Annotated in this window: 22 protein-coding genes; 12 read left to right on the plus strand and 10 right to left on the minus strand. The window is 41.9% G+C overall.

What is annotated here, in order from left to right; all coding sequences use genetic code 11:
• Positions 1 to 8 precede the first annotated feature (8 nt).
• The 4 genes from mreC (at position 9) to rodA (ending at position 5,296) form a co-directional block, all read left to right on the plus strand.
• Entirely contained in the window at positions 9 to 893 is an 885-nt protein-coding gene (mreC, locus tag J4856_RS07365) for a rod shape-determining protein MreC (RefSeq protein ID WP_025837948.1), read from the plus strand.
• A gap of 112 nt (positions 894 to 1,005) precedes the next feature.
• Positions 1,006 to 1,506 carry a rod shape-determining protein MreD gene (mreD, locus tag J4856_RS07370; RefSeq protein WP_025837949.1) on the plus strand — a complete coding sequence of 167 codons (501 nt, stop codon included), beginning with the start codon at positions 1,006 to 1,008 and terminating at the stop codon, positions 1,504 to 1,506.
• A gap of 3 nt (positions 1,507 to 1,509) precedes the next feature.
• The gene (gene mrdA, locus J4856_RS07375) at positions 1,510 to 3,831 is read left to right on the plus strand and encodes a penicillin-binding protein 2 (protein WP_065367854.1); all 2,322 of its coding nucleotides are present in this window, start codon (positions 1,510 to 1,512) and stop codon (positions 3,829 to 3,831) included.
• Positions 3,821 to 5,296, plus strand: a complete 1,476-nt coding sequence (gene rodA, locus J4856_RS07380; protein WP_025837951.1) for a rod shape-determining protein RodA — start codon at positions 3,821 to 3,823, stop codon at positions 5,294 to 5,296. Before mrdA ends, rodA begins: the two co-directional genes overlap by 11 nt.
• Before the next feature lie 214 nt (positions 5,297 to 5,510).
• Here rodA and J4856_RS07385 read toward each other — a convergent pair whose 3' ends face one another.
• The 4 genes from J4856_RS07385 to J4856_RS07400 all read right to left on the minus strand — a co-directional run bounded on the left by J4856_RS07385 (position 5,511) and on the right by J4856_RS07400 (position 9,696).
• Positions 5,511 to 6,023 (minus strand): gliding motility lipoprotein GldH, encoded by a 513-nt coding sequence (locus tag J4856_RS07385; RefSeq protein ID WP_025837953.1) that lies wholly within the window; start codon positions 6,021 to 6,023, stop codon positions 5,511 to 5,513.
• Complete coding sequence (locus J4856_RS07390; RefSeq protein WP_065367855.1) at positions 6,020 to 7,372, minus strand: PSP1 domain-containing protein; 1,353 nt, start codon at positions 7,370 to 7,372, stop codon at positions 6,020 to 6,022. The genes J4856_RS07385 and J4856_RS07390 overlap by 4 nt, the downstream gene beginning before the upstream one ends.
• 165 nt (positions 7,373 to 7,537) lie before the next feature.
• Positions 7,538 to 8,677 carry a DNA polymerase III subunit gene (locus tag J4856_RS07395; protein WP_025837955.1) on the minus strand — a complete coding sequence of 380 codons (1,140 nt, stop codon included), beginning with the start codon at positions 8,675 to 8,677 and terminating at the stop codon, positions 7,538 to 7,540.
• A gap of 17 nt (positions 8,678 to 8,694) precedes the next feature.
• Positions 8,695 to 9,696, minus strand: coding sequence for a methylenetetrahydrofolate reductase (locus J4856_RS07400; protein ID WP_025837957.1), 1,002 nt, complete (start codon positions 9,694 to 9,696; stop codon positions 8,695 to 8,697).
• 215 nt (positions 9,697 to 9,911) lie between these two features.
• On the opposite strand from J4856_RS07400, the gene J4856_RS07405 reads away from it, so the two are divergent.
• Complete coding sequence (locus tag J4856_RS07405; protein ID WP_025837958.1) at positions 9,912 to 11,189, plus strand: glycoside hydrolase 5 family protein; 1,278 nt, start codon at positions 9,912 to 9,914, stop codon at positions 11,187 to 11,189.
• Positions 11,190 to 11,527: 338 nt separating this feature from the next.
• Positions 11,528 to 12,490, plus strand: a complete 963-nt coding sequence (locus J4856_RS07410) for a type I phosphomannose isomerase catalytic subunit (RefSeq protein WP_025837961.1) — start codon at positions 11,528 to 11,530, stop codon at positions 12,488 to 12,490.
• 245 nt (positions 12,491 to 12,735) lie between these two features.
• Here J4856_RS07410 and J4856_RS07415 read toward each other — a convergent pair whose 3' ends face one another.
• Both J4856_RS07415 and J4856_RS07420 read right to left on the minus strand, forming a co-directional pair.
• Positions 12,736 to 13,863: an AI-2E family transporter gene (locus tag J4856_RS07415; RefSeq protein WP_065367856.1), complete on the minus strand. Its 1,128-nt coding sequence runs from the start codon at positions 13,861 to 13,863 to the stop codon at positions 12,736 to 12,738.
• 6 nt (positions 13,864 to 13,869) lie between these two features.
• Complete coding sequence (locus J4856_RS07420; RefSeq protein WP_025837963.1) at positions 13,870 to 14,469, minus strand: thymidine kinase; 600 nt, start codon at positions 14,467 to 14,469, stop codon at positions 13,870 to 13,872.
• Positions 14,470 to 14,747: 278 nt separating this feature from the next.
• Here J4856_RS07420 and rsmI point away from each other — a divergent pair, with 278 nt between their 5' ends.
• Positions 14,748 to 15,470, plus strand: a complete 723-nt coding sequence (rsmI, locus tag J4856_RS07425) for a 16S rRNA (cytidine(1402)-2'-O)-methyltransferase (protein ID WP_025837964.1) — start codon at positions 14,748 to 14,750, stop codon at positions 15,468 to 15,470.
• Positions 15,467 to 16,381, plus strand: coding sequence for a Cbp1 family collagen-binding glycoprotein adhesin (locus tag J4856_RS07430; protein ID WP_025837966.1), 915 nt, complete (start codon positions 15,467 to 15,469; stop codon positions 16,379 to 16,381). The genes rsmI and J4856_RS07430 overlap by 4 nt, the downstream gene beginning before the upstream one ends.
• Before the next feature lie 144 nt (positions 16,382 to 16,525).
• Here the strand turns inward: J4856_RS07430 and J4856_RS07435 are convergent, their stop codons facing one another.
• The 4 genes from J4856_RS07435 to J4856_RS07450 form a co-directional block, all read right to left on the minus strand.
• Positions 16,526 to 16,915, minus strand: coding sequence for a YlbF family regulator (locus J4856_RS07435; protein ID WP_025837968.1), 390 nt, complete (start codon positions 16,913 to 16,915; stop codon positions 16,526 to 16,528).
• Positions 16,912 to 17,394, minus strand: coding sequence for an RNA polymerase sigma factor (locus J4856_RS07440; RefSeq protein ID WP_025837970.1), 483 nt, complete (start codon positions 17,392 to 17,394; stop codon positions 16,912 to 16,914). The genes J4856_RS07435 and J4856_RS07440 overlap by 4 nt, the downstream gene beginning before the upstream one ends.
• A 6-nt stretch (positions 17,395 to 17,400) precedes the next feature.
• Entirely contained in the window at positions 17,401 to 17,856 is a 456-nt protein-coding gene (locus tag J4856_RS07445; protein ID WP_083130776.1) for a hypothetical protein, read from the minus strand.
• A 419-nt stretch (positions 17,857 to 18,275) separates the two neighbouring features.
• A complete protein-coding gene (locus tag J4856_RS07450; RefSeq protein WP_025837971.1) occupies positions 18,276 to 18,728 on the minus strand; it encodes a nucleoside deaminase in 453 nt (150 codons plus the stop codon).
• A gap of 231 nt (positions 18,729 to 18,959) precedes the next feature.
• Between J4856_RS07450 and J4856_RS07455 the strand changes: the two genes are divergently transcribed.
• The 4 genes from J4856_RS07455 to J4856_RS07470 all read left to right on the plus strand — a co-directional run bounded on the left by J4856_RS07455 (position 18,960) and on the right by J4856_RS07470 (position 23,445).
• Positions 18,960 to 19,325 (plus strand): YraN family protein, encoded by a 366-nt coding sequence (locus J4856_RS07455; protein ID WP_025837972.1) that lies wholly within the window; start codon positions 18,960 to 18,962, stop codon positions 19,323 to 19,325.
• A gap of 14 nt (positions 19,326 to 19,339) precedes the next feature.
• Entirely contained in the window at positions 19,340 to 20,131 is a 792-nt protein-coding gene (locus J4856_RS07460; RefSeq protein ID WP_025837975.1) for a biotin--[acetyl-CoA-carboxylase] ligase, read from the plus strand.
• 54 nt (positions 20,132 to 20,185) lie between these two features.
• Complete coding sequence (pyrH, locus tag J4856_RS07465; RefSeq protein ID WP_025837978.1) at positions 20,186 to 20,896, plus strand: UMP kinase; 711 nt, start codon at positions 20,186 to 20,188, stop codon at positions 20,894 to 20,896.
• A gap of 449 nt (positions 20,897 to 21,345) precedes the next feature.
• Positions 21,346 to 23,445 carry a protein-disulfide reductase DsbD family protein gene (locus J4856_RS07470; protein WP_025837980.1) on the plus strand — a complete coding sequence of 700 codons (2,100 nt, stop codon included), beginning with the start codon at positions 21,346 to 21,348 and terminating at the stop codon, positions 23,443 to 23,445.
• Positions 23,446 to 23,474: the final 29 nt, after the last annotated feature.

Genomic DNA, 23,474 nt, shown 5'->3' on the forward strand with positions numbered 1-23,474 from the left:
TATCGTTCATGCACAATCTGACTGAGTTCCTTGCTAAGTACAAGCATTGGTTCTTGTTCGTTGCCCTGGAAGTCTTGAGTATGGTTCTTCTGTTCCGATTCAATGACTATCAGGGCAGTGTGTGGTTCACATCAGCGAACTATGTGGCAGGTTTGGCCTATGAAGGTAGTTCAAAGGTTACGTCTTATTTGACGATGGGTGAGGTGAATGAAGCCTTGACTAAGCGTAACCTCGAGCTGGAGCGTCAGGTGAAGGAGTTGTCAGTCCAGCTGTATGATAAGACGAAGGATTCTACCTTTCTCCACAAGGGCCAGTATCGTTTTCTTTCACAGTTTCGATTGATACAAGCTAAGGTAGTCTCCAACTCATTGGACAAACCTAATAACTTTATTACCATCAATAAAGGAACATGGGATGGTGTTCGTAAAGATATGGGTGTTGCTTGTGGTAATGGAGTAGTGGGTATTGTCTATATGGCGGGTATTCATTACGCTGTTGTTATTCCTGTGCTGAACTCGAAGTCGAATATCAGCTGTTCTATTCAGGGACGTGATTACTTTGGTTATCTGCATTGGAATGGTGGTGCAAGTGATGTGGCCTACCTAGATGACGTTCCTCGTCATGCTAAATTTAAGTTGGGTGATCGTGTTGTGACGAGTGGCTATTCTTCTGTCTTCCCCGCTGGTGTCTTGGTAGGTAAGATAAAGCATGTCTATAATTCAGAGGATGGACTGTCTTATCGTTTACAGATACAACTCTCAACAAACTTTGGTAATCTTCGTGATGTCTGCGTGATAGATGATGCTTCAATTAGAGACCAACGTCAAGTTATTAAGGCTGCACAAGATTCTATCAAACCGCTTGAGAGTCAGATTGGAAGTAAAGAGCAATAAGCGAACATTAGCCAATCGGATTTAGTTAGAATGGAAATCGGATAACTTCACTTGTCGGTTCTTGAAACCACGGTGTTTACTAATTCCTTGTTTTGGATTACGAATAGAAAGAATGAATATAGATTTTCTCAAACGTTTACTTTGGTTTGTTGTTTTAACAGTAGCGCAGGTGTTTGTACTCAATAACATCCATCTGTTTACTGTTGCTACGCCATTACTTTACATCTATTTTGTTCTTTTATTCCCACGTAATTATCCACAATGGGCCATTCTTCTATGGGCGTTTTTCATGGGTTTTATAATCGATACCTTTTCAAATACGCCCGGAGTATCCGCTGCTTCTATGACCTTGATAGCAGCGTTGCAACCTTATGTGCTACAACTTTTCATTCCACGTGATAGTAGCGATAATTTCCAAGCAGGGTTGGATACACTTAGCTTACCACAATATACGTGGTATGTGTCTATTCTTACTCTGGTTTATAGTGTAGTCTTCTTTACCTTAGAGATGTTCAGTTTCTTTAATGTTTTTGAATGGTTACAGTGTGTTGTAGGTAGTTTTCTGCTCACGTTTATTCTTATTCTTGTTGTTGAGAACGTAAGGAGGCGATAAGAAATGAAGAATTATGATTTAGAGAAACGTCGCCTCGTACTTAGTGCTGTTGCAATAGGTATTGTGGTGATATATACCATACGTCTTTTTGCTCTTCAGATAGCCAGTGATGATTATCGGAAGAGCGCAGACTCTAATGCTTTCTTAAAAAAGATTGAGTTCCCTTCTCGTGGCTCTATCACGGATAGAAAAGGTAAGCTGTTGGTTTTTAATCAACCTGCTTATGACATAATGGTTGTAACCAACGAGATGAAAGGACACCTTGATACGCTTGAGTTTTGTAAAGCTTTGAACATAACTAAAGCTGACTTCATTAACCGAATGAATAATATCAAGGATAGGAGCAAGAATCCTGGTTATTCTCGATTTACTCAACAACTTTTTTTCAGTCAGTTGAGTGACAAAGATTTTAGTGCTTTCCAGGAGAAACTCTATCGTTTCCCAGGCTTTTATGTCCAAAAACGCAGTGTGCGTCAATATCAACGTCCTATTGCTGCACATGTACTTGGTGATGTGGCTGAGGTGAGTCAAAGCGACATCGAAGACGATGAGTATTATCAGCCTGGTGATTATATTGGAAAGATGGGCATCGAGCGTGAGTATGAGAAGGACTTACGTGGCGTTAAGGGTGTACAAATTCTTCTGCGTGATGCTCATGGACAGATACAAGGTCGTTACCAAGATGGGAAGTATGACCAACGTCCTCACCCAGGGCGTGACATACAGTTGGGTATTGATGCTGATCTTCAGGAACTCGGCGAGCGTCTGATGGAAGGAAAACTTGGTGCAGTTGTGGCAATAGAGCCTAAGACTGGTCAAATCTTAGCAATGGTTTCTTCGCCAACTTTTGACCCACGTTCAATGATCGGCAAGTTGCGTGGAAAGTATCAGCGTGAGATGACACTTGACCCAGCAAAGCCTTTACTCAATCGAGCTATTATGGGACAATATCCTCCGGGATCAACGTTTAAGACGGGACAAGCTGTCACTTATTATTCTGAAGGAGTTGTTTCAGATTCGACACGTTATCCGTGTCATCGTGGATTCTATTTTAAGGGACTTCATGTAGGTTGTCACCCTCATGCTGCTCCAATCTCATTGGTGCCAGCTATAAGTACCTCTTGTAATAGTTATTTCTGTTGGGGATTGTATCACATGCTCTCCAATCGTAAGAAGTATAAGACGCTGGAGGATGCTATGGATGTGTGGCGTGACTACATGGTGTCTATGGGATTCGGTTATAAGTTGGGTATTGACCTTCCTGGCGAGAAACGAGGAATGATTCCAAATGCTAAATTCTATGATAATGCTTTTAAGCGATGGAATCCATTGTCAGTTATCTCTATCTCTATAGGACAAGGCGAAGTCAACCTTACGCCATTACAGATAGCCAATCTTGGTGCTACTATAGCCAATCGTGGTTATTATTATACTCCACATGTTGTGCGTAGTATTCAAGGTAAGAAACTCGATAAGAAGTATTTGGAGAAACACAAATCGAAGGGAACGTATAGGTCTTATCAGGAAGTTATTGCAGGTATGGTGTCTTCTGTGCGTGGTGGAACTTGTGCTCGTGCGGTACATCCAGGTTATACTTTAGCTGGAAAAACGGGTACAGCTCAAAACCGTGGTAAAGACCACTCTGTGTTTATGGGTTTTGCACCTGTTGATACTCCGAAGATTGCTATTGCTGTCTATGTTGAAAATGGTGGATTTGGTGCTGACTTTGGTGTGCCTATCGGTTCATTGATGATAGAGCAGTACATAAACGGAAAGCTTACTCCTGGTGACGCAGCTCGTGCAACAGCTCTTCAGAGTCGCCATATCTCTTATTCTTTCAAGCGCCCTCTAACTCATGCTGATTCTGTCCGACTTGATTCAATTAAGCGTGTAAATATAATTAGAGACTCTTTGAAGAGGGTTAAGGAAAAGCAAGACCTTATAGAAGAAGAGAAGGTCAAGCAGGCAGAAGCTAAACGAGAAGCTGATGAAAAGGAAAAAAAGAAGCAACCTCAGAATGAACCTGCCATCCGTGTTGAACCCGAATTAAAGGTGAAGTCGGAGAAAGACGAAAAGGATAAGGGAGGTGATAAGAAAGAAAAAGAAAAGAACAAAGATAATAAAGACTCTCGGAAGGATACGAAAGATAAACCTACTATTAAGGAAAAGCAAAAAGAACCTCCCAAAGACAAGCATAAGGAGCGACAAAAGGAGAAATCCAAGGATCCAATAAAAGATAAACAGAAGGAACAAAGCAAGGATAAAGCTAAGGTCCAATCAAAAGATAAACAAAGAAACAAGGAGAACGTACATCGTGCCAAGTAATTATACAGCAGACAGACAACCAGGAGTACTTCGTTCATTAGATTGGTGGACAATTGGTATCTACATTGCGTTGCTCACCTTTGGGTGGGTGAGCGTCTGTGGTGCTAGTTATACTTATGGTGATACAGAGATTTTCTCTCTTTCATCACGCTCGGGTATGCAGATTGTATGGATAGGAACTTCCATTTGCTTGGGTTTTGTTATTCTAATGATGGACGACCGCTTCTTTGATACTTTTGCTTATGTCATCTATGGTCTGTTGGTGCTCCTACTCTTTGCCACCATTTTTAACCCTCATAGCATTAAAGGTTCACGATCATGGCTTGTTTTTGGACCGCTACGACTACAGCCTGCCGAGTTCGCCAAGTTTGCTACAGCCTTAGCCATCGCTAAGTTTATGTCGGCTTATGGCTTTACAATGAAGAATTGGAAGCATTTTGCTGGAACCTGTGGTATCATCTTCCTGCCGATGCTATGTATTGTAGGGCAGCGTGAGACAGGTTCTGCCTTGGTTTATTTATCTTTCTTCCTCATGCTCTATCGTGAAGGAATGTCTGGTGGCTTCCTTTTCACGGGGCTGGCGATGGTCATTTACTTCGTTGTTGGCATCAAGTATGAAGAGATAATGCTCTTGGATACGCCCACTTCCTTAGGAAAGTTTGTTGTTCTCTTACTCGTGCAGATATTCTCTTCAGTGATGGTATGGGTTTATGTGGGAGACAAGGGACGTACTCGTTTGTTGCTGACTTATGTATTTGGTATTACTGGACTAGCCTTACTCTTCTCAGAGTTTGTAATTCCATTCGATATTGTCTGGGTGCAGTTGGTATTATCAGCGTGTGTCATAGGTTATTTGGTCTATAATGCAATGAATACCCGCTTTTCTAACTACTTTTACATAGCCTTGTTTGCTTTGGGTTCAATTGCCTTCTTCTATTCGGCTGACTATGTACTGAATGACGTTATGCAACCACACCAGCGTGTGCGTATCAACGTACTTTTAGGACTAGATGAAGACCTAGCAGGAGCGGGATATAATGTACATCAGAGTGAGATTGCCATTGGTTCTGGTGGTCTGCAGGGTAAGGGCTTCTTGAACGGCACGCAGACAAAGTTGAAGTTTGTTCCTGAACAGGATACTGACTTTATCTTCTGTACGGTAGGTGAGGAGGAAGGCTTCCTTGGTTCAGCATCAGTACTTGTGCTTTTCCTCTGTCTTATACTCCGGCTGATGTACCTTGCTGATCGGCAACCCTTTAAGTTTGGACGTGTTTATGGTTATTGTGTTGCGGGAATCTTCTTGTTCCATGTCTTTATAAATGTTGGAATGGTACTTGGTTTGACGCCTGTTATCGGTATCCCATTACCTTTCTTTAGTTACGGAGGTTCGTCGTTGTGGGGCTTTACAATACTCCTTTTCATTTTCCTCCGTATAGACGCTGGGCGTAATCTTATACGTCAGTAACGAACAAAAGTACACTCTGTTTGTTTACTCTTTACGACTTGTTTTATAAAAAGAAAACATTAGCATAATAGTGGTTTATCCACGATATGGAGCGATGAATGATGAAGCCATAGATGCTTATAAGTTCTACAGCTCTCTTATATTATCTGATAAAGGCTGCTTCACTATTCCTATGTCTGGAAGGTGAGACAGCCTTTATTTCTTTTATTGAATGTTAGTGCTTCTGGTCATGTTTATTTTTGAGAAGTCGAATACCAACATCACTGATACCTGGGAGTGATTCCCGATTCATTATATGATGTATCTTGACTTGTAAAGAATCATTGCGGTTAAGGCGGAACGAAGTTACAGCCTGAAGAATTTCAGTGCTTGTTATGCCTTTATGTCCCACCAATGTACCCTTTACATTAATAACCTCGCAATTAACAGTGTCGTTGTAAGTTTTCTCCAACTTCTTACGTTGTCTAAAGTAAATCAATTTACGTTCTATAATCACGCTTAGGTTGCGGTAAGGATAAGTCTGTGCAGCACGTAAGCAGAGGTCTAATTGATAGTTTCCCTCCCATTGGCGAGGAATATCAAAAGTGAGTGTGTCATTGCGTTGCCAACCCTGTAATGACACACTTTTGTATTGGTCGTATGTGCGTGGATCGCTACATGAAGTAGCACTCATGATTGTCGTCATGAGTGCTATGATATAAAATAAGGTGGAAACCTTATGTTTCATTCTTGCGTCTTTTCAGTTTGTTGAGGCTGTCTGCCTTCATTTCTATTGCTTTGTGGAGTTCCTTCGTTCTGCTGTTGTGCAGGGCGAGGACCATTATATGGACGGCGACTACCATTCTGTGGGCGACGGTTGTCGTTCGTTGGACGGCGATTGTCATTTGCCTGTCGGTAGTTGTCTTGTCCATCACGCTGATAACGACGGTTCTCACGTTGAGGTCTGCTACCTTGCTGACCATTATTATTGCGTGGTTGATTATTCTTTTTACGTTTCTTTGCCTTGTCAAATCGGCTAAGGTCAGCACCAGCAAGAAGGTCAACAGGCTTTTTAGCTGGTTTTGCTTTACCATCATCGAGCAATGAGAGAGGTTTCTCACCACGTCTATTCAGTTCGATAATCTCCTTTGCACGTTCAGCGCTGATGGTTTCGAGATTTGCAGCGAGATTCTTATCAGTAGAGTAGGTGCATAGCCCGTTGAGAATATCCGTCTTAAAGAGATAGTATTCGCCATCCATTGTCTCCAAGACCACTTCTTTGCTTGGAAGCTTCCTACTTGCTTCCATGTAGTCATCAACTTCATAATTCAGACAGCATTTCAGTTTAGCACACATACCAGCCAGTTTGGTTGGGTTGAGTGAGAGGTCCTGAATACGTGCTGCCGTGGTTGAGACACTTGAGAAATTCTTCATCCATGTAGAACAGCAAAGTTCACGTCCACATGGTCCGGTACCAGCGATACGGCCTGCTTCCTGTCGTGCTCCAATCTGTTTCATTTCGATTCTTACATGGAATGCAGCTGCAAGGTCCTTGATAAGTTGGCGGAAGTCAACACGCTCATCTGCAATGTAGTAGAAGATGGCTTTGTTACCATCGCCCTGATACTCTACGTCACCAATCTTCATCTTCAAGCCTAATCCTTTTGCTATCTGTCGGCTCTCAATCATCGTTGCGTGTTCACGTGCTTTTGCCTCATGATACTTCTGCATGTCAACGTCTTTCGCAAGTCGGTAAACACGTTTAATGTCGTCTGGTGATTTGACACTCGTTGATTTCTTTATCTGTAGTTTGACAAGACGACCAGTCAGTGTAACTACTCCTATATCGTGCCCAGGATTTGCTTCTACAGCCACGATGTCACCTTTCTTTAAGTCAAGGTTGTTGACGTTGTGATAATATCCCTTACGTGTGTTTTTGAATTGAACTTCAACAAGGTCAGTAGTCTGGTTGTTTCCAGGCACATCAGCCAACCAGTCGAACGTATTCAACTGGCGCTCCTGTCTGCCACAGCCTTTGTGGCATAAGCCTCGGTCACAACCATGCCAGACCTTAAATTTCATATCTTTGTAATCCATTGATAGTAATCTTATTGTTTATATATATTGAAAGCCTTCATCATATTCTCTTTTAGGAGAGGATGATAGGCTGTGTGATAAGCAATGATAAAGTTTATTTTATAAAACTCAAACAGCTACTGGTTAACTTGTCAACTTGTCAACCCCTCAACTAACAAATCTCGTTCACTTCCTAAGCAATAGTACAATGAGTGTCAATGCCATGTCGTAGAATACAATCTTAGCGTTGGCATTCTGTCCGATGTCTCGATTAGCGCGTTGGAAAAGTTCGTTAATCTCAATGACATTTGCTTCGTTGATAAATCGTGCGAAGTTCTTTGCAAAGTTCTCTTCCTCCAAAGTCATGTAGTTGAGTTCTGGATTTCGGAAGTTGAACATAAAATTTTCACGCACCTGTTGTTGGAAGTAAGTGAGCATACGGCGCTCTTTCTCGCGTCCATAGCTTGCCACAACCTCACTCCAACGCTTAAGCTCTTTTACGTTACGAAGGTAGCACAGACGCATAAGCATCTGGAACATGTTGTGGAACTCACGGTTTTCATTACCAGCGTCCAATGATTCCAATGCTTTCAACCAGCTACCATGCGCAATTCGAGCAATGCGGTGTGCTGCGTCAGCGTCAATTCCCCTTTTATTGATGAGTGCCTGTTCGATGTCTTTATCTTCGATTCGTTTGACATCGATACGCTGTGTACGACTAATAATAGTCTCGAGAAGTTTCTCAGGCTCCTCACTTACCATGAGGAAGATTGTTTCCTGTGGTGGCTCCTCTAAAAGCTTCAATAGTTTATTAGCGGAGGTGAGGTTCATTCGCTCTGGCAACCAAATGATTGAAATCTTATATCCACCCTGACTTGACTTCAATGCCAGCACACGTGACAATTCGTCACTTTCTGCACCCGTAATGATAGCCTGCTGTGTGGTGGCTCCCATCTCCTTCATCCATTGGTTCATGGTGAAGTAAGTTCCTTGCATGATGAGTTCATGCCACTCCTTTGCAAAGTCGGTACTTACAGGCTGATGGTCGCTACTCATACTGGGTAGCTTTATCGTAGGATAAGAGAAATGAAGATCAGGGTGTTCCCACTTTTGAAGCATGGCACGCGCATTGGCAACGGACGGTGAGGTAGCGTCTTCCACTTCGTCACCTGCAAGCAAATAGCTGGCAAAGGACATTGCAAGAGCCATCTTACCCGTTCCATGAGGTCCGCAGAAGAGCAAGGCATGTGGCAGATGGCCTTCTTTGACCATTTGTGAGAGCCGTTCCTTGACCGCCTCTTGTCCTATGACTTCTGAAAAGTTCATCTTCTCTTGTTCTCTGTTTATTTATTATTCTTCTGCAGGAGACCCGTCTCAACCAGTCGTTTCATCACCTCATGCACACTATTAACAGCTGAAACAGTGTAGAAATGTACATTGTTGAAGCCATGTGCATAAAGATCTTTCACCTGTTTGACAGCCCAATCAATTCCTAAAAGGCATGCCTCCTCATCCGACTTGCACATTAATGCTAATTCTGCAAGTTCCTCAGGGATATCGCAATGGAATGTCTTTGGAACGACAGTTAACTGAGATAACTTCGCAAAAGGCTTTATTCCAGGTATGATAGGGATTGTTATACCTTTTTTGCGAGCTAAATCAACGAAATTGTAGAACTTCTCATTATCGTAGAAAAGTTGTGTAACGGCAAATGTTGCACCAAGGTCCTGTTTCTTTTTGAGGTGGCGTAAGTCCTGTTCAAGATTAGGTGCTTCCTCATGTTTCTCAGGGTAACATGCTACACCATACACGAAAGGTTTACCAGGATGCTTCATCGTTGAACCATCAATAAAAACACCTTCGTTGAAGAGATTCACCTGCTTAATAAGTCCTGTAGTGTGACGATGGCCACCCTTTGAAGGCTTGAATATTTTGTCTTCTTGTGCCTTGTCGCCACGCAGAAGCATTAAGTTTTCTATGCCAAGGAATTGTAAATCGAGTAGTTCGTACTCAATATCCTCTTTTGTTGCACCCGAGCATATTACATGAGGGATGACAGGAATACCATACGTTTGCTGGATAGCAGCCGCAATGGCTACTGTTCCTGGTCTGCGACGTATTCTTTTGCGTTCGATGAGTCCGTCTTCCCGCTCATGATAAACAAACTCACTATGGTGGGTGGTAATATTTATGAAGCTTGGATTAAACTCCTTAAGCTTATCAATATTGCGGAAGAGAGACGCTGCTCCATTACCCTTCAAAGGGGGAAGAACCTCAAAAGAGAAATGCTTTTCTCCTGTCTCATCGTTCAGCAGATGCTTTATGTTTGCTATGTTGTTGTCCATTTGGCTACAAAGTTAGTAAATAAATGTGAGAAAAGGGATGGAATAGAAGAGTAAAACGTTTAAAGAGTTAAAAAGTAAAAGTACTTGTCTTCTTACAAAAGTAGCTATATGAGTAAGGGAAAAGCTATCGTCAGATGTATTATTAAATAGTTACTTACCTCTTGAAAAGGGTGAGATGTTAAAAACGATAATTTTTTTTGATTTACTACTAATATATGAGAAGAATTTTTATGGCAATTCTTGCCTTGACAATGGCTACAGCTATGATGGCTGGAAACTTTGTGAAAGTTAAAAACGGACGCTTTGTTCGTGGTGGGAAACCCTACTATTATGTTGGGGCAAACTTCTGGTATGGAGCTGTTCTAGGTTCTGAAGGATCAGGCGGAAACCGCGCACGTCTTCGTCGAGAACTCGATGAGATGCAGCGTTTAGGTATAGATAACCTTCGAATCTTGGTTGGTGCAGATGGTTTGCCCGGTGTTGAGGATAAGATAGAACCTGTTTTACAGTCTCGTCCGGGTGTTTATAACGATTCTATTCTTGCAGGATTAGACTATCTTTTAACTGAGATGAGCAAGCGAAAGATGGTTGCTGTGCTTTATCTCACCAACTCTTGGGAATGGAGTGGTGGCTATGGTGCTTATTTGGAGTGGGCTGATGAGGGACCTGCTTTGATACCACGTAGAGATGGTTATGGTGCTTACACAAAGTTTGCCAGCAAGTTTGCTTCTAATCAGAAAGCGCATTTAATGTTTTATGATCATATTCGCTTCATCCTTAGTCGTACCAACCGATACTCTGGACTAAAGTATGTTGATGACCCGACGATCATGTCTTGGCAGATTTGTAATGAGCCTCGCGCTTTCTCAAAAGAGGCTCTACCAGAGTTTGAGAAGTGGCTTTCAGAGGCTACTGCCATTGTTCGCAGCCTTGATAAGAACCATCTTATCAGTCTTGGAAGCGAAGGAGCCTTTGGTTGTGAACGTGATTATGGAGTTTTTGAGCGTATCTGTGCTGATAAGAACGTAGATTATTGTAATGTTCATATCTGGCCTTACAACTGGCAGTGGGCAAGAAAGACGCATCTGAAGGAGGATCTTGAAGCAAGTTTTAAATATACTCAGGAATATATCGATAGTCACTTGGCTATCTGCAATCGGCTTAATAAGCCCCTTGTACTTGAAGAGTTTGGTTATCCTCGCGATGGTTTCTCTTTCTCGTTGAAGAGTACAACAAAGGCGCGCGATGCTTATTACAAGTACGTGTTGAATGCTGTTGCGGAGAATGCAGCGAAGGGAGGATTGCTGGTTGGTTGTAACTTCTGGGGTTGGGGTGGTTATGCAAAACCTCGTCACGAGCGTTGGCAAGCAGGAGATGATTTTACTAGCGATCCCGCACATGAGCCACAAGGCTTTTATAGTGTATATGTATCTGACAAGTCAACACTTAAGATAATCCAGAAGGAAGCAAAACGCATGTCCGAGATTAAGTAGGAGACAATGTTAAAGCTGTTGTTTGATTTTGTAAAACTATGGTCTAAGTCTATCTAAACCTAGCTTTTACAATTGTCAAGCAACAGCTTTATTTATGCGAGGGTGTTTGATGTTCAAATGAGTAGAAAGTCTGTGAAGAGCCTAAATACAGCTTGGATATAGTGTAAAAGTATAGTTTGTTGACATAATGTTATCCTTACTTTTGAAGGTGTAGGATGCAGTGGCTTTCCTTCAAATTTCTTGGTAATCTACTGATTTAAGTGTAACTTTGCAGTACAATTGAAGACCTGAGTTGGTTTCATTATTGGTAAGTTTGAGTAATTAAAAAGACAATAAAAATGGAAATGTTTAAATTTAATCCTCTTTTGAAGTCTATTCTTTGGGGTGGAGAGAAGATTGTACCTTTCAAGCATTTGACTTCTGATCAGAAGCAGGTTGGCGAAAGTTGGGAGATGTCAGGTGTTAAGGACAACGAGAGTGTTGTCTCTGATGGCGAGTACAAAGGCTGGACACTGAACAAACTGGTTGAGACATTGAAGGATAAGTTAGTGGGTAAGGAGAACTATGCACGCTTTGGCAATGAGTTCCCTCTGCTTGTTAAGTTTATCGATGCACGCGAACAGCTTTCTATTCAGGTTCATCCAACAGACGAGCAGGCACAAGCACAAGGTTTGGGTCGTGGTAAGACAGAGATGTGGTATGTGATGGAAAGTGATGCTGATGCTTCTCTTCGTAGTGGTTTGAAGCAGAAGATTACGCCAGAGCAATACAAAGAAATGGTTGAGAATGATACTATCACAGAGGCTTTGTGTGAGTATCCTGTAAAAGATGGTGATGTCTTCTTCTTGCCAGCTGGTCGTATCCACTCTATTGGTGCAGGTTGTTTCTTAGCAGAGATTCAGGAGACGAGCGATGTTACTTATCGTATCTACGACTTCAAACGGCAGGATGCAGAGGGCAATTATCGCCAGTTGCATACAAAGGAAGCGGCTGAGTGTATTGATTATACGGTCTATCTAGACTATCGTACAAAATATGAAGCCCATCAGAACGAGCCAATCGAGCTTGTTAGCTGTCCTTATTTCACTACTTCTGTTTACGACCTTACTGAGCCAATGACACTCGATTACAGTGACTTGGATTCTTTCGTTATCTTCGTTGGACTCAAAGGTGAGGGTGAGATTACCGATGCTGAGGGCAATACCATCTCTTTCTGTGAAGGTGAGAGCGTGTTACTTCCTGCAACAGCAACAACGGTCAAGGTTTCAGGCACTATTAAGTTCTTGGAGTCTTACGTATAAACAAGATTGTTAGATGAACAGCATCGCTTGATTTGACACTATAGTGGTGCGTGTCTAGCACCATAGTGAACCAAGTCTGACACTATGGTGTTGTTTCCTTCTCTTTATACAGAGAAAAGTTCATAACCGCAATAGTAAATGTTTTTCTTTGAAGATAATCGAGCGAGTGCGATAGAGAATAAAGCAATCAGGCCTCCTTTCCAATTGGATAGGAGGCCTGATTGCTATTTATAAAATTCTAATCTTTATTTCTTCTTATTCTCCTGCTGTCCCTCAGCAAGAGCCGGTATGTCTTCGGCTTCTACTTCGGTTCCCTCCTTCGTGACATATTTTTGCCAATAAGCAATGATGAGCGTCGTGAGTGGTAGGGCTATGATCAATCCGATAAAGCCTAAGAGTGCGCCCCATACAGAGAGCGAAAGGAGTAGAATAGCTGGGTTTAAGCCCATCGCCTTACCCATAATCCTTGGCGTTATCACCATGTCCGACAGGACTTGTGCAATTGCAAAGACAGCTAATGCTGAAGCAAAGATAACCCAAAAGTTCTGCCCAGTGTCAGCTGCTTTGAGTAATGCGAGGAAGACTGTTGGGATAAGAGCGAAGGTGTGAAGGTATGGAACGAGATTGAGGATGCCAATGAGTATTCCCATACCAATTGCCATCGGGAAGTCTATGATGGTAAAACCAATACAGAATAAGATACCCAAACAGAGTGAAACCAAGCCCTGTCCACGGATATAGTTGTTCAACTCTCGTTCAGCATCGACTGCTAATCCAGCCCAGAAAGGGCGTGCCTTCTTTGGGAATATCTTAATCCAATTGCTTGACAACATCTCATAGTCAAGTAAGATAAAGAATGTATAGAGGAGTGTGATACATGAAGCGATGATAGAAATCACGATACTTGCTGTCTGGCCAATCACAGAGAAAATCTTTGGCATAGCACTCTTAATCGTTGCAGTGAAGTCCGGACTCTTCAGGAATCGTTCTATTTCTACCTGATTTTCCTTAATCCATCTCTGTACCATTGTTGAGATACTATTGGTATGTGTCGTCTCATGTAGATAACGATTGATAATCGTCATAAGCTTGTCAAACTGATCAATCATCGGTGGAACGATGAACATGAAGATGCCTGCAAGGATTGCTGTGGCAAATATAAAGGTTACGACGATGCTTAATGCCCTACCGGGTACGTGAAGTTTATACTGTACGAATTTCACGATAGGGTAGAGAAGGTAGGCCAATAACCATGCTATAAAGAATGGCAAAAGAACCTCAGAGAGTGAGTTAATGATAAATCCTACTGTCAAAACAGCTAATGCTATCAAAGCCCAACGTATGAATTTGTCAAAAGTAATCGTTTGTTGCATAGTGTTTTATTCTTTATTATTTGCTTCTTTCATTGTTGCCTTCTTGTAGCAATCACGGCACAATGGCTCATATTCCTGCTGCTCACCAAGCATAACACGACGATCATCGGCAATGAGGCGGTGGCTTAGGTAGGCTAAAGCTCCGCATTTCACACAGATAGCATGTACTTTCGTAACCTCATCAGCAATGGCACAAAGAGCAGGAATCGGACCGAAAGGTACACCCTTAAAGTCCATGTCGAGTCCTGCAACGATGACGCGTACACCATTGTTTGCTAATTTGTTGCAAACTTCCGTGAGTCCTTCGTCTAAGAACTGTGCTTCGTCAATGCCTACGACGTCAATGTCTGAGGCAAGAAGGAGGATGTTGCCAGATGAGTCAATAGGTGTGGAATGGATAATGTTCTTGTCATGACTAACTACGTCCTCATCCGAATAGCGTGTGTCAAGAGAAGGTTTGAAAATCTCAACTTTCTGTTTTGCAAACTTGGCACGTTTCATACGACGGATGAGTTCTTCTGTCTTACCAGAGAACATACTCCCACATATCACCTCAATGCGTCCTTGTTGACGTCTTTCACCGTTATGGTTGTCTAGCTTTGTCATAATCATTGCAAAGATATATAATTTATAAAGAATAGATAAACGTTAAGCGTTAAAATTATTGAGGAGGTGTTCACTTTGCTATATACTGCAATATTGAAGTGAGATAGAACAAGGATGTTTGCTAAAGTCTTTGTTTTTCGAAGATAATAGTTTTTATTCTTAAATTTTAGGACATCATTGTTACTTTGTCTTATGCTTGCAAACGGAGATGATTGTTACGTAAAAAAAGCTAATTTATTTTGTCCTTCTGTTCATTTACTTTACATTTGCAACCAACAATGGGAACATTATATCTCGTACCGACACCGGTTGGAAATATGGAGGATATGACCCTCCGTGCTATCAGAATCCTGAAGGAAGCTGATTTGGTTTTGTGTGAGGATACTCGTACATCGGGTATTTTGTTGAAACATTTTGAGATAAAGAATCGTCTTATGTCTCATCATAAATTCAATGAACATGCAAGTTCTGCTGGTATAGTCAATAGATTAAAGGCTGGTGAGACGGTTGCACTGATCTCAGATGCGGGAACTCCAGGTATCAGTGATCCAGGCTTCTTTCTCGCTCGTGAGGCGGCAGCCAATGGCATCACCGTTCAGACGCTTCCTGGTGCAACTGCTTTCGTTCCAGCTTTAGTATCAAGTGGCTTACCTTGCGACCGATTCTGCTTTGAAGGTTTCCTCCCTCAGAAGAAGGGCCGTAAGACACATTTAGAGAGTTTAGCTGAAGAGACACGTACAATGATCTTCTATGAGTCACCTTACAGAGTGGTGAAAACCTTAGAGCAATTTGCTGAAATCTTTGGGACAGAACGACAGATCAGTTGTTGTCGTGAGATCTCTAAGATACACGAGGAGAGTGTCCGAGGAACGTTGGCAGAGGTAATTGCTCACTTCAAAGAGACAGAACCACGTGGTGAGTTCGTCATTGTTGTGGCTGGAAAAGAAAAAATAAAGTCTTCTGATAGGAAGAAACAAACTGATAAAAATAATAATGTATGAATAAACTATTAGTTCTCGCAGTATGTGGAGTTTTTGCACTGGCATCCTGCAATCAAGACAAGAAATCGGCATTGAACCCATCCGAAATACAGAGTGATTCTTTGCGCAGTGTTATTGATGCGCGTGATCATGAGATTAATGATATGATGGGAACCTTGAATGATATCCAGCAGGGCTTTGCTGCTATCAACGAGGCAGAGAATAGAGTAACTATCGCTAAGAATGGTGAGGCTGCTAACAAGGCAGAACAGATGAAGGAGAATATTCAGTTCATTGCTCAGCGTATGCAGGAAAACCGTGAGCTCATTAAGAAGTTGCAGCAACAGTTGCGTGAGACAGGGTTTAAGGGTGACGCAATGAAGGAAACTCTTAGCCGTCTGACAAGTCAATTGAGCGCAAAGGAGACTGAGTTGAAGCAGTTGCGTGCTGAATTGGAGTCAAAGAATATTCATATTAAGGAACTTGATGAGACAATCACTGGTCTGAATACAGATGTTACTAATCTCAAGACTGATAAGGAGAACCTTACAGCAGAGAAAGAAAACCTCACCAAGGAGAAAGAGAATCTCCAGACAGAGAGCAATCAGAAGACTGAGACTATCAATACACAGGACAGGCAGTTGAATACTGGTTGGTATGTATTCGGTACTAAGAGCGAGTTGAAGGCACAGCGCATCCTTGACGGTGGCAAGGTTCTTCAGGGTTCTTTCAACAAGGGTTACTTCACAAAGATCGATATCCGTGTTAACAAGGAAATCAAGCTTTACAGCAAGAGTGCACATCTGTTAACTGCTCACCCAAGCAGCAGCTACACGCTGACAACTGATACAAACGGACAGTATGTACTCCGTATCACTGACCCGCAGACATTCTGGAGCACAAGTAAATACTTGGTTATTCAGGTTAGATAATCAAAGAAAACAAAATAAGAAAAGAGGCATTCTCATTGTAGGGATGCCTCTTTTCTTATGCCTTTAAACCAAACTTGAACGGTTATTGTTGTTTTTGTAAGTTTTATTCTATTGTATCACTCACTACAACGCTCAAAGCAAGCCTTATGAATGTGGTGTTTCGTCTTTTAATTCTGCTAATTTTGTGCTAAATAACAAGCTGAGTGTGACGAAGCCTGCACCGATAGCCAATCCAATATACTGAACGTTGTGCAGCAAAGTAAGGATGAACTCAGATTGCGTTCCGTCAATATAGCGGTCAAAGATGGTGGGCAGTGTGAAACTTGCAAGCGTCACAATACAGCCCAAAACAACACCGACAGCAAGCAGTTTTAGCGACATCAGTTTGTTCTTTCGGCTCTCCGCACGTTGATATGCCTTAACTTCTTCGATGAGTTCCATCTGTCGTTGCAGTCTTTGCATGAAGGCATTGTCATCCGACAGTTGTGGATGATAGTCCGAGAGCAAGTCTTTCAAGAATTTATCTTCGTTCATCTTTCCAAAATATGTTTAAGTTCTTGCCGTCCACGTGAGAGTTGTTTCTTAATCGCATCCTCACTGTTTTCGGTTATCTCTGCAATCTCTTTTATCTGATAACCCTGCATATAATAGAGCAGGATACTTGTGCGCATTGTCTCCGAGAGCGTTGCCAACGCAGTGTGTAGTTCCTGATAGCGGAAGGCATCATCACTCTTACTGTTCCCTTGGAGCGTGATAGCCTTCTCAAGGGGTAGTTCCTGTTGGTGTTTCTGTTTGCGACGTGAGTCGATGAAGACACGATAAGCAATTTTCATTAGCCAAGCCGAGAACTGTCCACGTTCGTCATATTGACTACTGCGAAGGTAGGCTTTGATGAGAGCCTCTTGAGCAATATCGTCAGCTTCAGCACCATTGCCGCAGCATAAAGCCGTCAGGAACCGGCGTAGATGTGCCTGCTCCCGACTGACCTGTTCGACGAATTGTTCTCTTGTCATAATAACCTAATCGTTGTCTTTCAAGTTTTCCAAAGTCTTTTTGGCATTGTTATAGGCAGCCAACAGCCCGCATCCTGCAGCTAATGGGACAACACCAAGTATAGAGCCTATAGGGATAAATTCTTCAGCAAAACCTTGCAAGATGCTCAGAGCTATAATAACCAGGATGGTTATCGCTCCCCCGATAAGGCAAATTGTTCCCCAAAGTAGTTCTTGGTGCATTTTTGTCATCAGTTGCTCTTTATATGACTTTTTTGGAGGGTTCAGTTTGTTGAGGAACTCCTGCACGTCAACCTCAGGATTCTTTTCGATGACAGCCATAACAATCTCACTCCTTTTGGTCGCTTCAAGTTGTTCGTTTCTATAGTAGAGCCAAACCATTACGATTGGAAGAACTACTCCACATGCTATTGGAACGAGACTATCAATAATTGAATTTAATATTACATAATTCATAATCATTTATTTTTAGTATGTTATACATTTGGTTTTCTTTCTGAACCGATTCACTTGTATAACGTTATTAGTTTGTAGAAGGTGACATCAAAGGCATAAATTTATTTGTTTTATGGTATTAATTGTATTCTTGATAATGGTTCTTTTTTATGCTTACAATAACTTTTGAGCGAATTATTTACATGAAAAGAAATATTTATTGTCGTGTAAATAATTATTTTTCTTCATGAAAATAAATATTTCTTTTCATGTAAATAATTCGTTGGAGTGTAGCTATAAGAGGTTAAAAGGGCATCTATCAGCAGTTTATCTCTTACCTCTAATAATCGTAGAGAGCATCGGTAAAATCCTTCCTCCTTTCTTTCTATCTCTTTATTAACATCAGCAACAGAGGTGATGTTTTAACTTCTTTCACTCCTTAATCCCTATCTTCTCTCTTGGAAGAATTGCTGCATCAAGGTGCGACATTCTTCTTCCATAACGCCATAGGTGACGTTAGCTTTTGGGTGAAAGGCTTTGGGTGCATACTCATGATAACCTCGTTTTTCATCAGGACAACCATAGACAATGCGTCGGAGCTGTGCCCAGCCTATAGCACCTGCACACATGATGCAAGGTTCTACAGTTACATATAGTGTGCAATCCTGCAGGTATTTACCTCCCAACTCATTGGCAGCCATGGTTATTGCTTGCATTTCTGCATGTGCAGTAACGTCGTTGAGTGTCTCTGTCAGGTTATGGGCACGAGCGATGATACGGTCACGGCATACAACAATAGCTCCAACAGGGATTTCACCTGCTTTATAGGCAGCTTCAGCTTCAGCCAATGCACGCTGCATATAGTATAGGTCTTTCTTGGTTTGTTCTTCTGTACTCATGCTGCAAAAATACGGGTTTTATTTTGATTTTACGAAAGATTATTCTAACTTTGTGCTGTCAATATTAATTTATACAAAGCTTGATGGGGGTAATAATGTTTAAGGATTTAGAAGAAGTAGATTATACCTTTGTTTCATCTGAGAATTGATGCGATACGTCTAAAGAATTAACTATTCTTCTTCTAATCGTCTTAACGCTTCCAACTTCCGCAAGTAAGCAACGAAAGACGCATGGCTTATCATAACGAACTGGGTAAATGGGGAGAGGATGTAGCTGTAAGCTATCTCCAGCAGTTGGGATATGTTATTCTTCATCGTGATTGGGATTATCATCATCGTGACTTAGACATTGTTGCAATAGATAATAGTGTGTTGGTCATCGTTGAGGTGAAGACACGTAAGAACGAGCAGTTTGCTGATGCCGATGAGGCTGTCACCGTACAGAAAGTGCGCTCACTCTCCATAGCTGCCAATGCATACGTCAAACGATATAGTATCAGTTTGGACATCCGTTTCGATATAATTACTGTCGTAGGGCAGCCAACAGGAACCAATGAGGTGCGCCATGTGAAGGATGCCTTTCTTCCATTCGTATAAAGAATAGATTGTAAATGAAGATAATAGATGCCGTGTTAGGCTTTTTCAAGCCTACAGCTGTAGAAAAAGAAAGAGAAGTGAAGGTCGTAAGACTAGATTCTGTCGATAGTACAAACGCTTATCTGCGTACCTATACACCTGCTGAAGATGAGCCAATGACAGTCGTTGTTGCCGATTATCAGACTGCAGGAAAAGGGCAGGGGACGAACACTTGGGAGAGTGAAGCGGGTAAGAACCTGTTGTTCTCGGTGCTTGTACACCCGACGATGCTGCCTATTCGTAGTCAGTTTCTACTCTCTGAAGCTGGTGCCTTGGCTCTGAAAGAAGCTTTAGCAGACTATGTGAAAGAGGATATCCGCCTGAAATGGCCCAATGACATCTATTGGAAAGATAAGAAACTGAGCGGAACACTGATTGAAACAAAGCTTGCTGCAGGGCGTATAAAGGATTGCGTCTTTGGTGTGGGACTGAATGTAAATCAGGAAACGTTCCATAGTGATGCCCCTAACCCTGTTTCTCTCTGCCAGATTTTAGGGCATGAGGTTGATAAAGAAGAGCTATTGAAAAAGATTATCAAGAAGTTCTCAGAACTCTATCGGCTGTTAGAGATGGGCGGATATAATGATATCAGTGCAATGTATCACGAAGCCTTGTATCGCCGTGGAGGCTTTTATAAGTTCCGCGATGCTGATGGTGAGTTTGAAGGCGCTATCGTTGAAGTAGAAGACGATGGGCACCTCATCCTCCGTGACAGCAAGGGTATGATTCGTGAATATCAATTTAAAGAAGTAGAATTTATTATATAATAAGGTGTTTGGGAAAGTAAAGAAGTTCCTTCAACCCCTTCAACTCCAAAAATAATGGCAAGATTTAAAAGAATTCTCTTGAAACTTTCGGGTGAGAGTTTGATGGGAAAACAGGGCTTCGGTATCGACCCTGAGCGTCTTAGCGATTATGCTAAGCAGATTAAGGAAGTACATGAAATGGGTGTACAGATTGGTATCGTAATCGGTGGCGGTAACATCTTCCGTGGTTTGAGCGGTAGTCAGAAAGGCTTCGATCGTGTGAAAGGCGACCAGATGGGTATGTGTGCTACCGTTATCAATTCTCTTGCACTCAGTTCTGCACTTGAGGCAATCGGTGTGAAAGCTAAGGTTTTGACCGCTATTCGTATGGAACCTATCGGCGAGTTCTATAGCAAGTGGAAGGCTATTGAGGCTATGGAAGCAGGTTATGTTTGTATCTTCTCAGCTGGTACTGGTAGTCCTTACTTTACTACTGACACTGGTTCAAGCTTGCGTGGTATTGAAATCGAGGCAGACGTAATGCTTAAGGGTACACGTGTAGATGGTATCTATACTGCCGATCCAGAGAAAGACCCGACAGCAACAAAGTTCTCTGATATTACATACGATGAGATTTACACAAAGGGTCTTAAGGTAATGGATCTCACGGCAACGACTATGTGTAAGGAGAATGACCTACCTATTTATGTCTTCAATATGGACGTTGTCGGTAATCTGAAGAAGGTTATGGACGGTGAAGATATTGGTACGTTAGTACATAATTAAACCTAATCACAAGGGTAAGAACCTGTTGCAGTAGGTAGGTCTGCCATCTGCATTGGTTCTTTACCCATGAGTGATAAAGGGACTCTCTTTTTCCTCATCTTGATGTAACTTCTCATTTGGTGCTAAAGCTCTGCATAAATGGTGTTAAGGCTCCGCACACATCGTGAATACCAACATCAACACATGTACTGTGAAAAAACTTATTTGTGAAGAGAAAAAACGAGGTTAATGTTTTTGTCGTAATATACAATAAAACACGAATGACCAAATCGTATGAAAAACGTTTACTGGTGACCAGTAATTTTTATTGATGAATAAGAAGCATGTAATAATTGCTGTGGCGTATTTCTATGATTTTGGCTGTAACAAAAAATAATCTGTATATTGTTCAATGTTATAAAAAATAATTTGCTTATCTTTGTAACTTCAAATTTAAAATGTATAATGCAATGAAAAGAAAGAATACTTTACTGATCCTCCTTATGCTGTTCTTTAGCATCACAGCTATGGCACAGCAGAAGCCTATTCATGCTTCTATTCAGCAGAAGCAAGTTTCACCAACAGAGGTAGAGGTCGTCTTTACAGCGAAGATTGACCAGGGATGGCATATCTATTCCACTAATCTCCCTGCTGATGGTCCTACCTCAGCATCTTTGCATATTGATAAGGCAGAGGGTGTTACTCCAGTTGGAAAACTAACAGCGCGTGGCAAGGAGTTGAATGTCTATGACAAGACCTTTGAGATGAAGTTACGTTATTTTGAAAATAATGTAAGCTTCGTTCAGCGTTATAAAATTACGGCTAAGACCTATATTATAAAAGGTTACTTAGAATATGGTGCTTGTAACGATGAGATGTGTTTGCCACCAATGCAGGAAGAATTTAACTTCAAGGGCAATGGACCTGCTTCTGCCCCTGCGGCAACACCCTCAACAGTCAACTCTGAGGCTGAGAAAACACCGACAGCTGCTACTGATGTAGCAGCTGATGGTTTATCTGCACTTACAGCGACAACTGCAGATACTGCAAAAAAGTCGGATGTGTTGCCAGTAGATACTGCAGGGGCTACAAAGCAAGAGAATGCACAAGTAAATGCTGATGTTAACTTGTGGCAACCTGTTATTAAGGAGTTATCAGCTTTTAATAGTTCAAAAGATAGCACGAACAGTTCTCTTTTGGCTATCTTCCTTATGGGTATTCTAGGTGGGTTCATCGCTTTACTTACCCCATGTGTATGGCCTATCATTCCAATGACGGTTAGTTTCTTCCTCAAAAGGGCAAAGGATGACCGTAAGAAGGGTATTCGTGATGCAGTGACCTACGGCTTGTCAATCATCGTCATTTATATGGCTTTGGCAACGCTTGTTACTTGGGCTTTCGGTCCACAGAAGTTGAATGAGTTGGCAACAAATGCACCGTTCAATGTCTTCTTCTTTCTTCTGTTAGTGGTGTTTGCCTTTAGTTTCTTTGGTTGGTTTGAACTTCGATTGCCTTCTTCATGGGGTAATGCAGTTGACAATAAGGCTTCAGCGACAACTGGTTTGCTTTCTATCTTCCTGATGGCATTCACCTTGTCATTGGTAAGTTTCTCATGTACTGCTCCTGTCGTTGGTCTTCTTCTTGTTCAAGCAGCAACAAGTGGTGACTGGGTAGCCCCTGCAGTGGGTATGTTTGGTTTTGCTTTGGCTCTTGCCTTGCCATTTACCTTCTTCGCCCTCTTCCCAACTTTGCTTAAGAAAGCTCCAAAGTCTGGTTCATGGATGAACATGATTAAGGTCGTGTTGGGTTTCATCGAGTTGGCATTCTCACTTAAGTTCTTGTCAGTAGCCGACCTCGCATACGGCTGGCACATTCTTGATCGTGAGACATTCCTTTCTATTTGGATAGCTCTCTTCGGTCTCTTGGGTCTTTATCTTATTGGTAAACTTAAGTTTCCACATGATGATTCAGAACAGAAGGCTATGCCTGTACCTGCTATCATGCTCGGTCTTTGTTCATTGGCTTTCTCTATTTATATGCTTCCAGGTTTGTGGGGTGCACCTGTTAAAGCGGTAAGTGCTTTTGCACCACCTGTTAATACACAGGATTTCAACCTTGCTCCACAGACGGTACATGCAGCTTATACGGATTATGATGAGGGTATGCGTGCAGCTGCAGCAGCTGGTAAGCCAGTCTTGGTTGACTTCACAGGCTTCGGATGTGTGAACTGTCGTAAGATGGAGGCTTCTGTATGGACTGATTCACGTGTAGCAGATAAGTTGAATAAGGACTATGTTCTCATCTCACTTTATGTAGATGATAAGACTCCTTTAAAGCAGCCTATTGAGGTGAAACTCCCAGACGGAACTTCACGTACACTGCGTACCATCGGTGATAAGTGGAGCTATTTGGAGCAGACTAAGTTCGGTTATTTGGCTCAGCCATTCTATGTGCCACTCGATAATGCGGGTAAACCTTTGAATGGTAGCTTCAGTTATAAAGAAGATGTTCCTGCTTATCTTGAGTTCCTTGAAAAAGGATTGGATAATTATCATGCACAACAGCAGTAAAATAATAATTAGATAATGTCGCTCTTGGC

This window comes from Prevotella scopos JCM 17725, from assembly GCF_018127785.1.
In the GTDB taxonomy this organism is placed as follows: Bacteria; Bacteroidota; Bacteroidia; order Bacteroidales; family Bacteroidaceae; genus Prevotella; species Prevotella scopos.

Coding starts and splice junctions, on each gene's coding strand:
- mreC (WP_025837948.1), top strand. CDS start 9: ATGCACAATCTGACTGAGTTCCTTGCTAAGTACAAGCATTGGTTCTTG.
- mreD (WP_025837949.1), top strand. CDS start 1,006: ATGAATATAGATTTTCTCAAACGTTTACTTTGGTTTGTTGTTTTAACA.
- mrdA (WP_065367854.1), top strand. CDS start 1,510: ATGAAGAATTATGATTTAGAGAAACGTCGCCTCGTACTTAGTGCTGTT.
- J4856_RS07385 (WP_025837953.1), bottom strand. CDS start 6,023: ATGAAACATAAGGTTTCCACCTTATTTTATATCATAGCACTCATGACG.
- J4856_RS07390 (WP_065367855.1), bottom strand. CDS start 7,372: ATGGATTACAAAGATATGAAATTTAAGGTCTGGCATGGTTGTGACCGA.
- J4856_RS07395 (WP_025837955.1), bottom strand. CDS start 8,677: ATGAACTTTTCAGAAGTCATAGGACAAGAGGCGGTCAAGGAACGGCTC.
- J4856_RS07400 (WP_025837957.1), bottom strand. CDS start 9,696: ATGGACAACAACATAGCAAACATAAAGCATCTGCTGAACGATGAGACA.
- J4856_RS07405 (WP_025837958.1), top strand. CDS start 9,912: ATGAGAAGAATTTTTATGGCAATTCTTGCCTTGACAATGGCTACAGCT.
- J4856_RS07410 (WP_025837961.1), top strand. CDS start 11,528: ATGGAAATGTTTAAATTTAATCCTCTTTTGAAGTCTATTCTTTGGGGT.
- J4856_RS07415 (WP_065367856.1), bottom strand. CDS start 13,863: ATGCAACAAACGATTACTTTTGACAAATTCATACGTTGGGCTTTGATA.
- J4856_RS07420 (WP_025837963.1), bottom strand. CDS start 14,469: ATGACAAAGCTAGACAACCATAACGGTGAAAGACGTCAACAAGGACGC.
- rsmI (WP_025837964.1), top strand. CDS start 14,748: ATGGGAACATTATATCTCGTACCGACACCGGTTGGAAATATGGAGGAT.
- J4856_RS07430 (WP_025837966.1), top strand. CDS start 15,467: ATGAATAAACTATTAGTTCTCGCAGTATGTGGAGTTTTTGCACTGGCA.
- J4856_RS07435 (WP_025837968.1), bottom strand. CDS start 16,915: ATGAACGAAGATAAATTCTTGAAAGACTTGCTCTCGGACTATCATCCA.
- J4856_RS07440 (WP_025837970.1), bottom strand. CDS start 17,394: ATGACAAGAGAACAATTCGTCGAACAGGTCAGTCGGGAGCAGGCACAT.
- J4856_RS07445 (WP_083130776.1), bottom strand. CDS start 17,856: ATGATTATGAATTATGTAATATTAAATTCAATTATTGATAGTCTCGTT.
- J4856_RS07450 (WP_025837971.1), bottom strand. CDS start 18,728: ATGAGTACAGAAGAACAAACCAAGAAAGACCTATACTATATGCAGCGT.
- J4856_RS07455 (WP_025837972.1), top strand. CDS start 18,960: ATGGCTTATCATAACGAACTGGGTAAATGGGGAGAGGATGTAGCTGTA.
- J4856_RS07460 (WP_025837975.1), top strand. CDS start 19,340: ATGAAGATAATAGATGCCGTGTTAGGCTTTTTCAAGCCTACAGCTGTA.
- pyrH (WP_025837978.1), top strand. CDS start 20,186: ATGGCAAGATTTAAAAGAATTCTCTTGAAACTTTCGGGTGAGAGTTTG.
- J4856_RS07470 (WP_025837980.1), top strand. CDS start 21,346: ATGAAAAGAAAGAATACTTTACTGATCCTCCTTATGCTGTTCTTTAGC.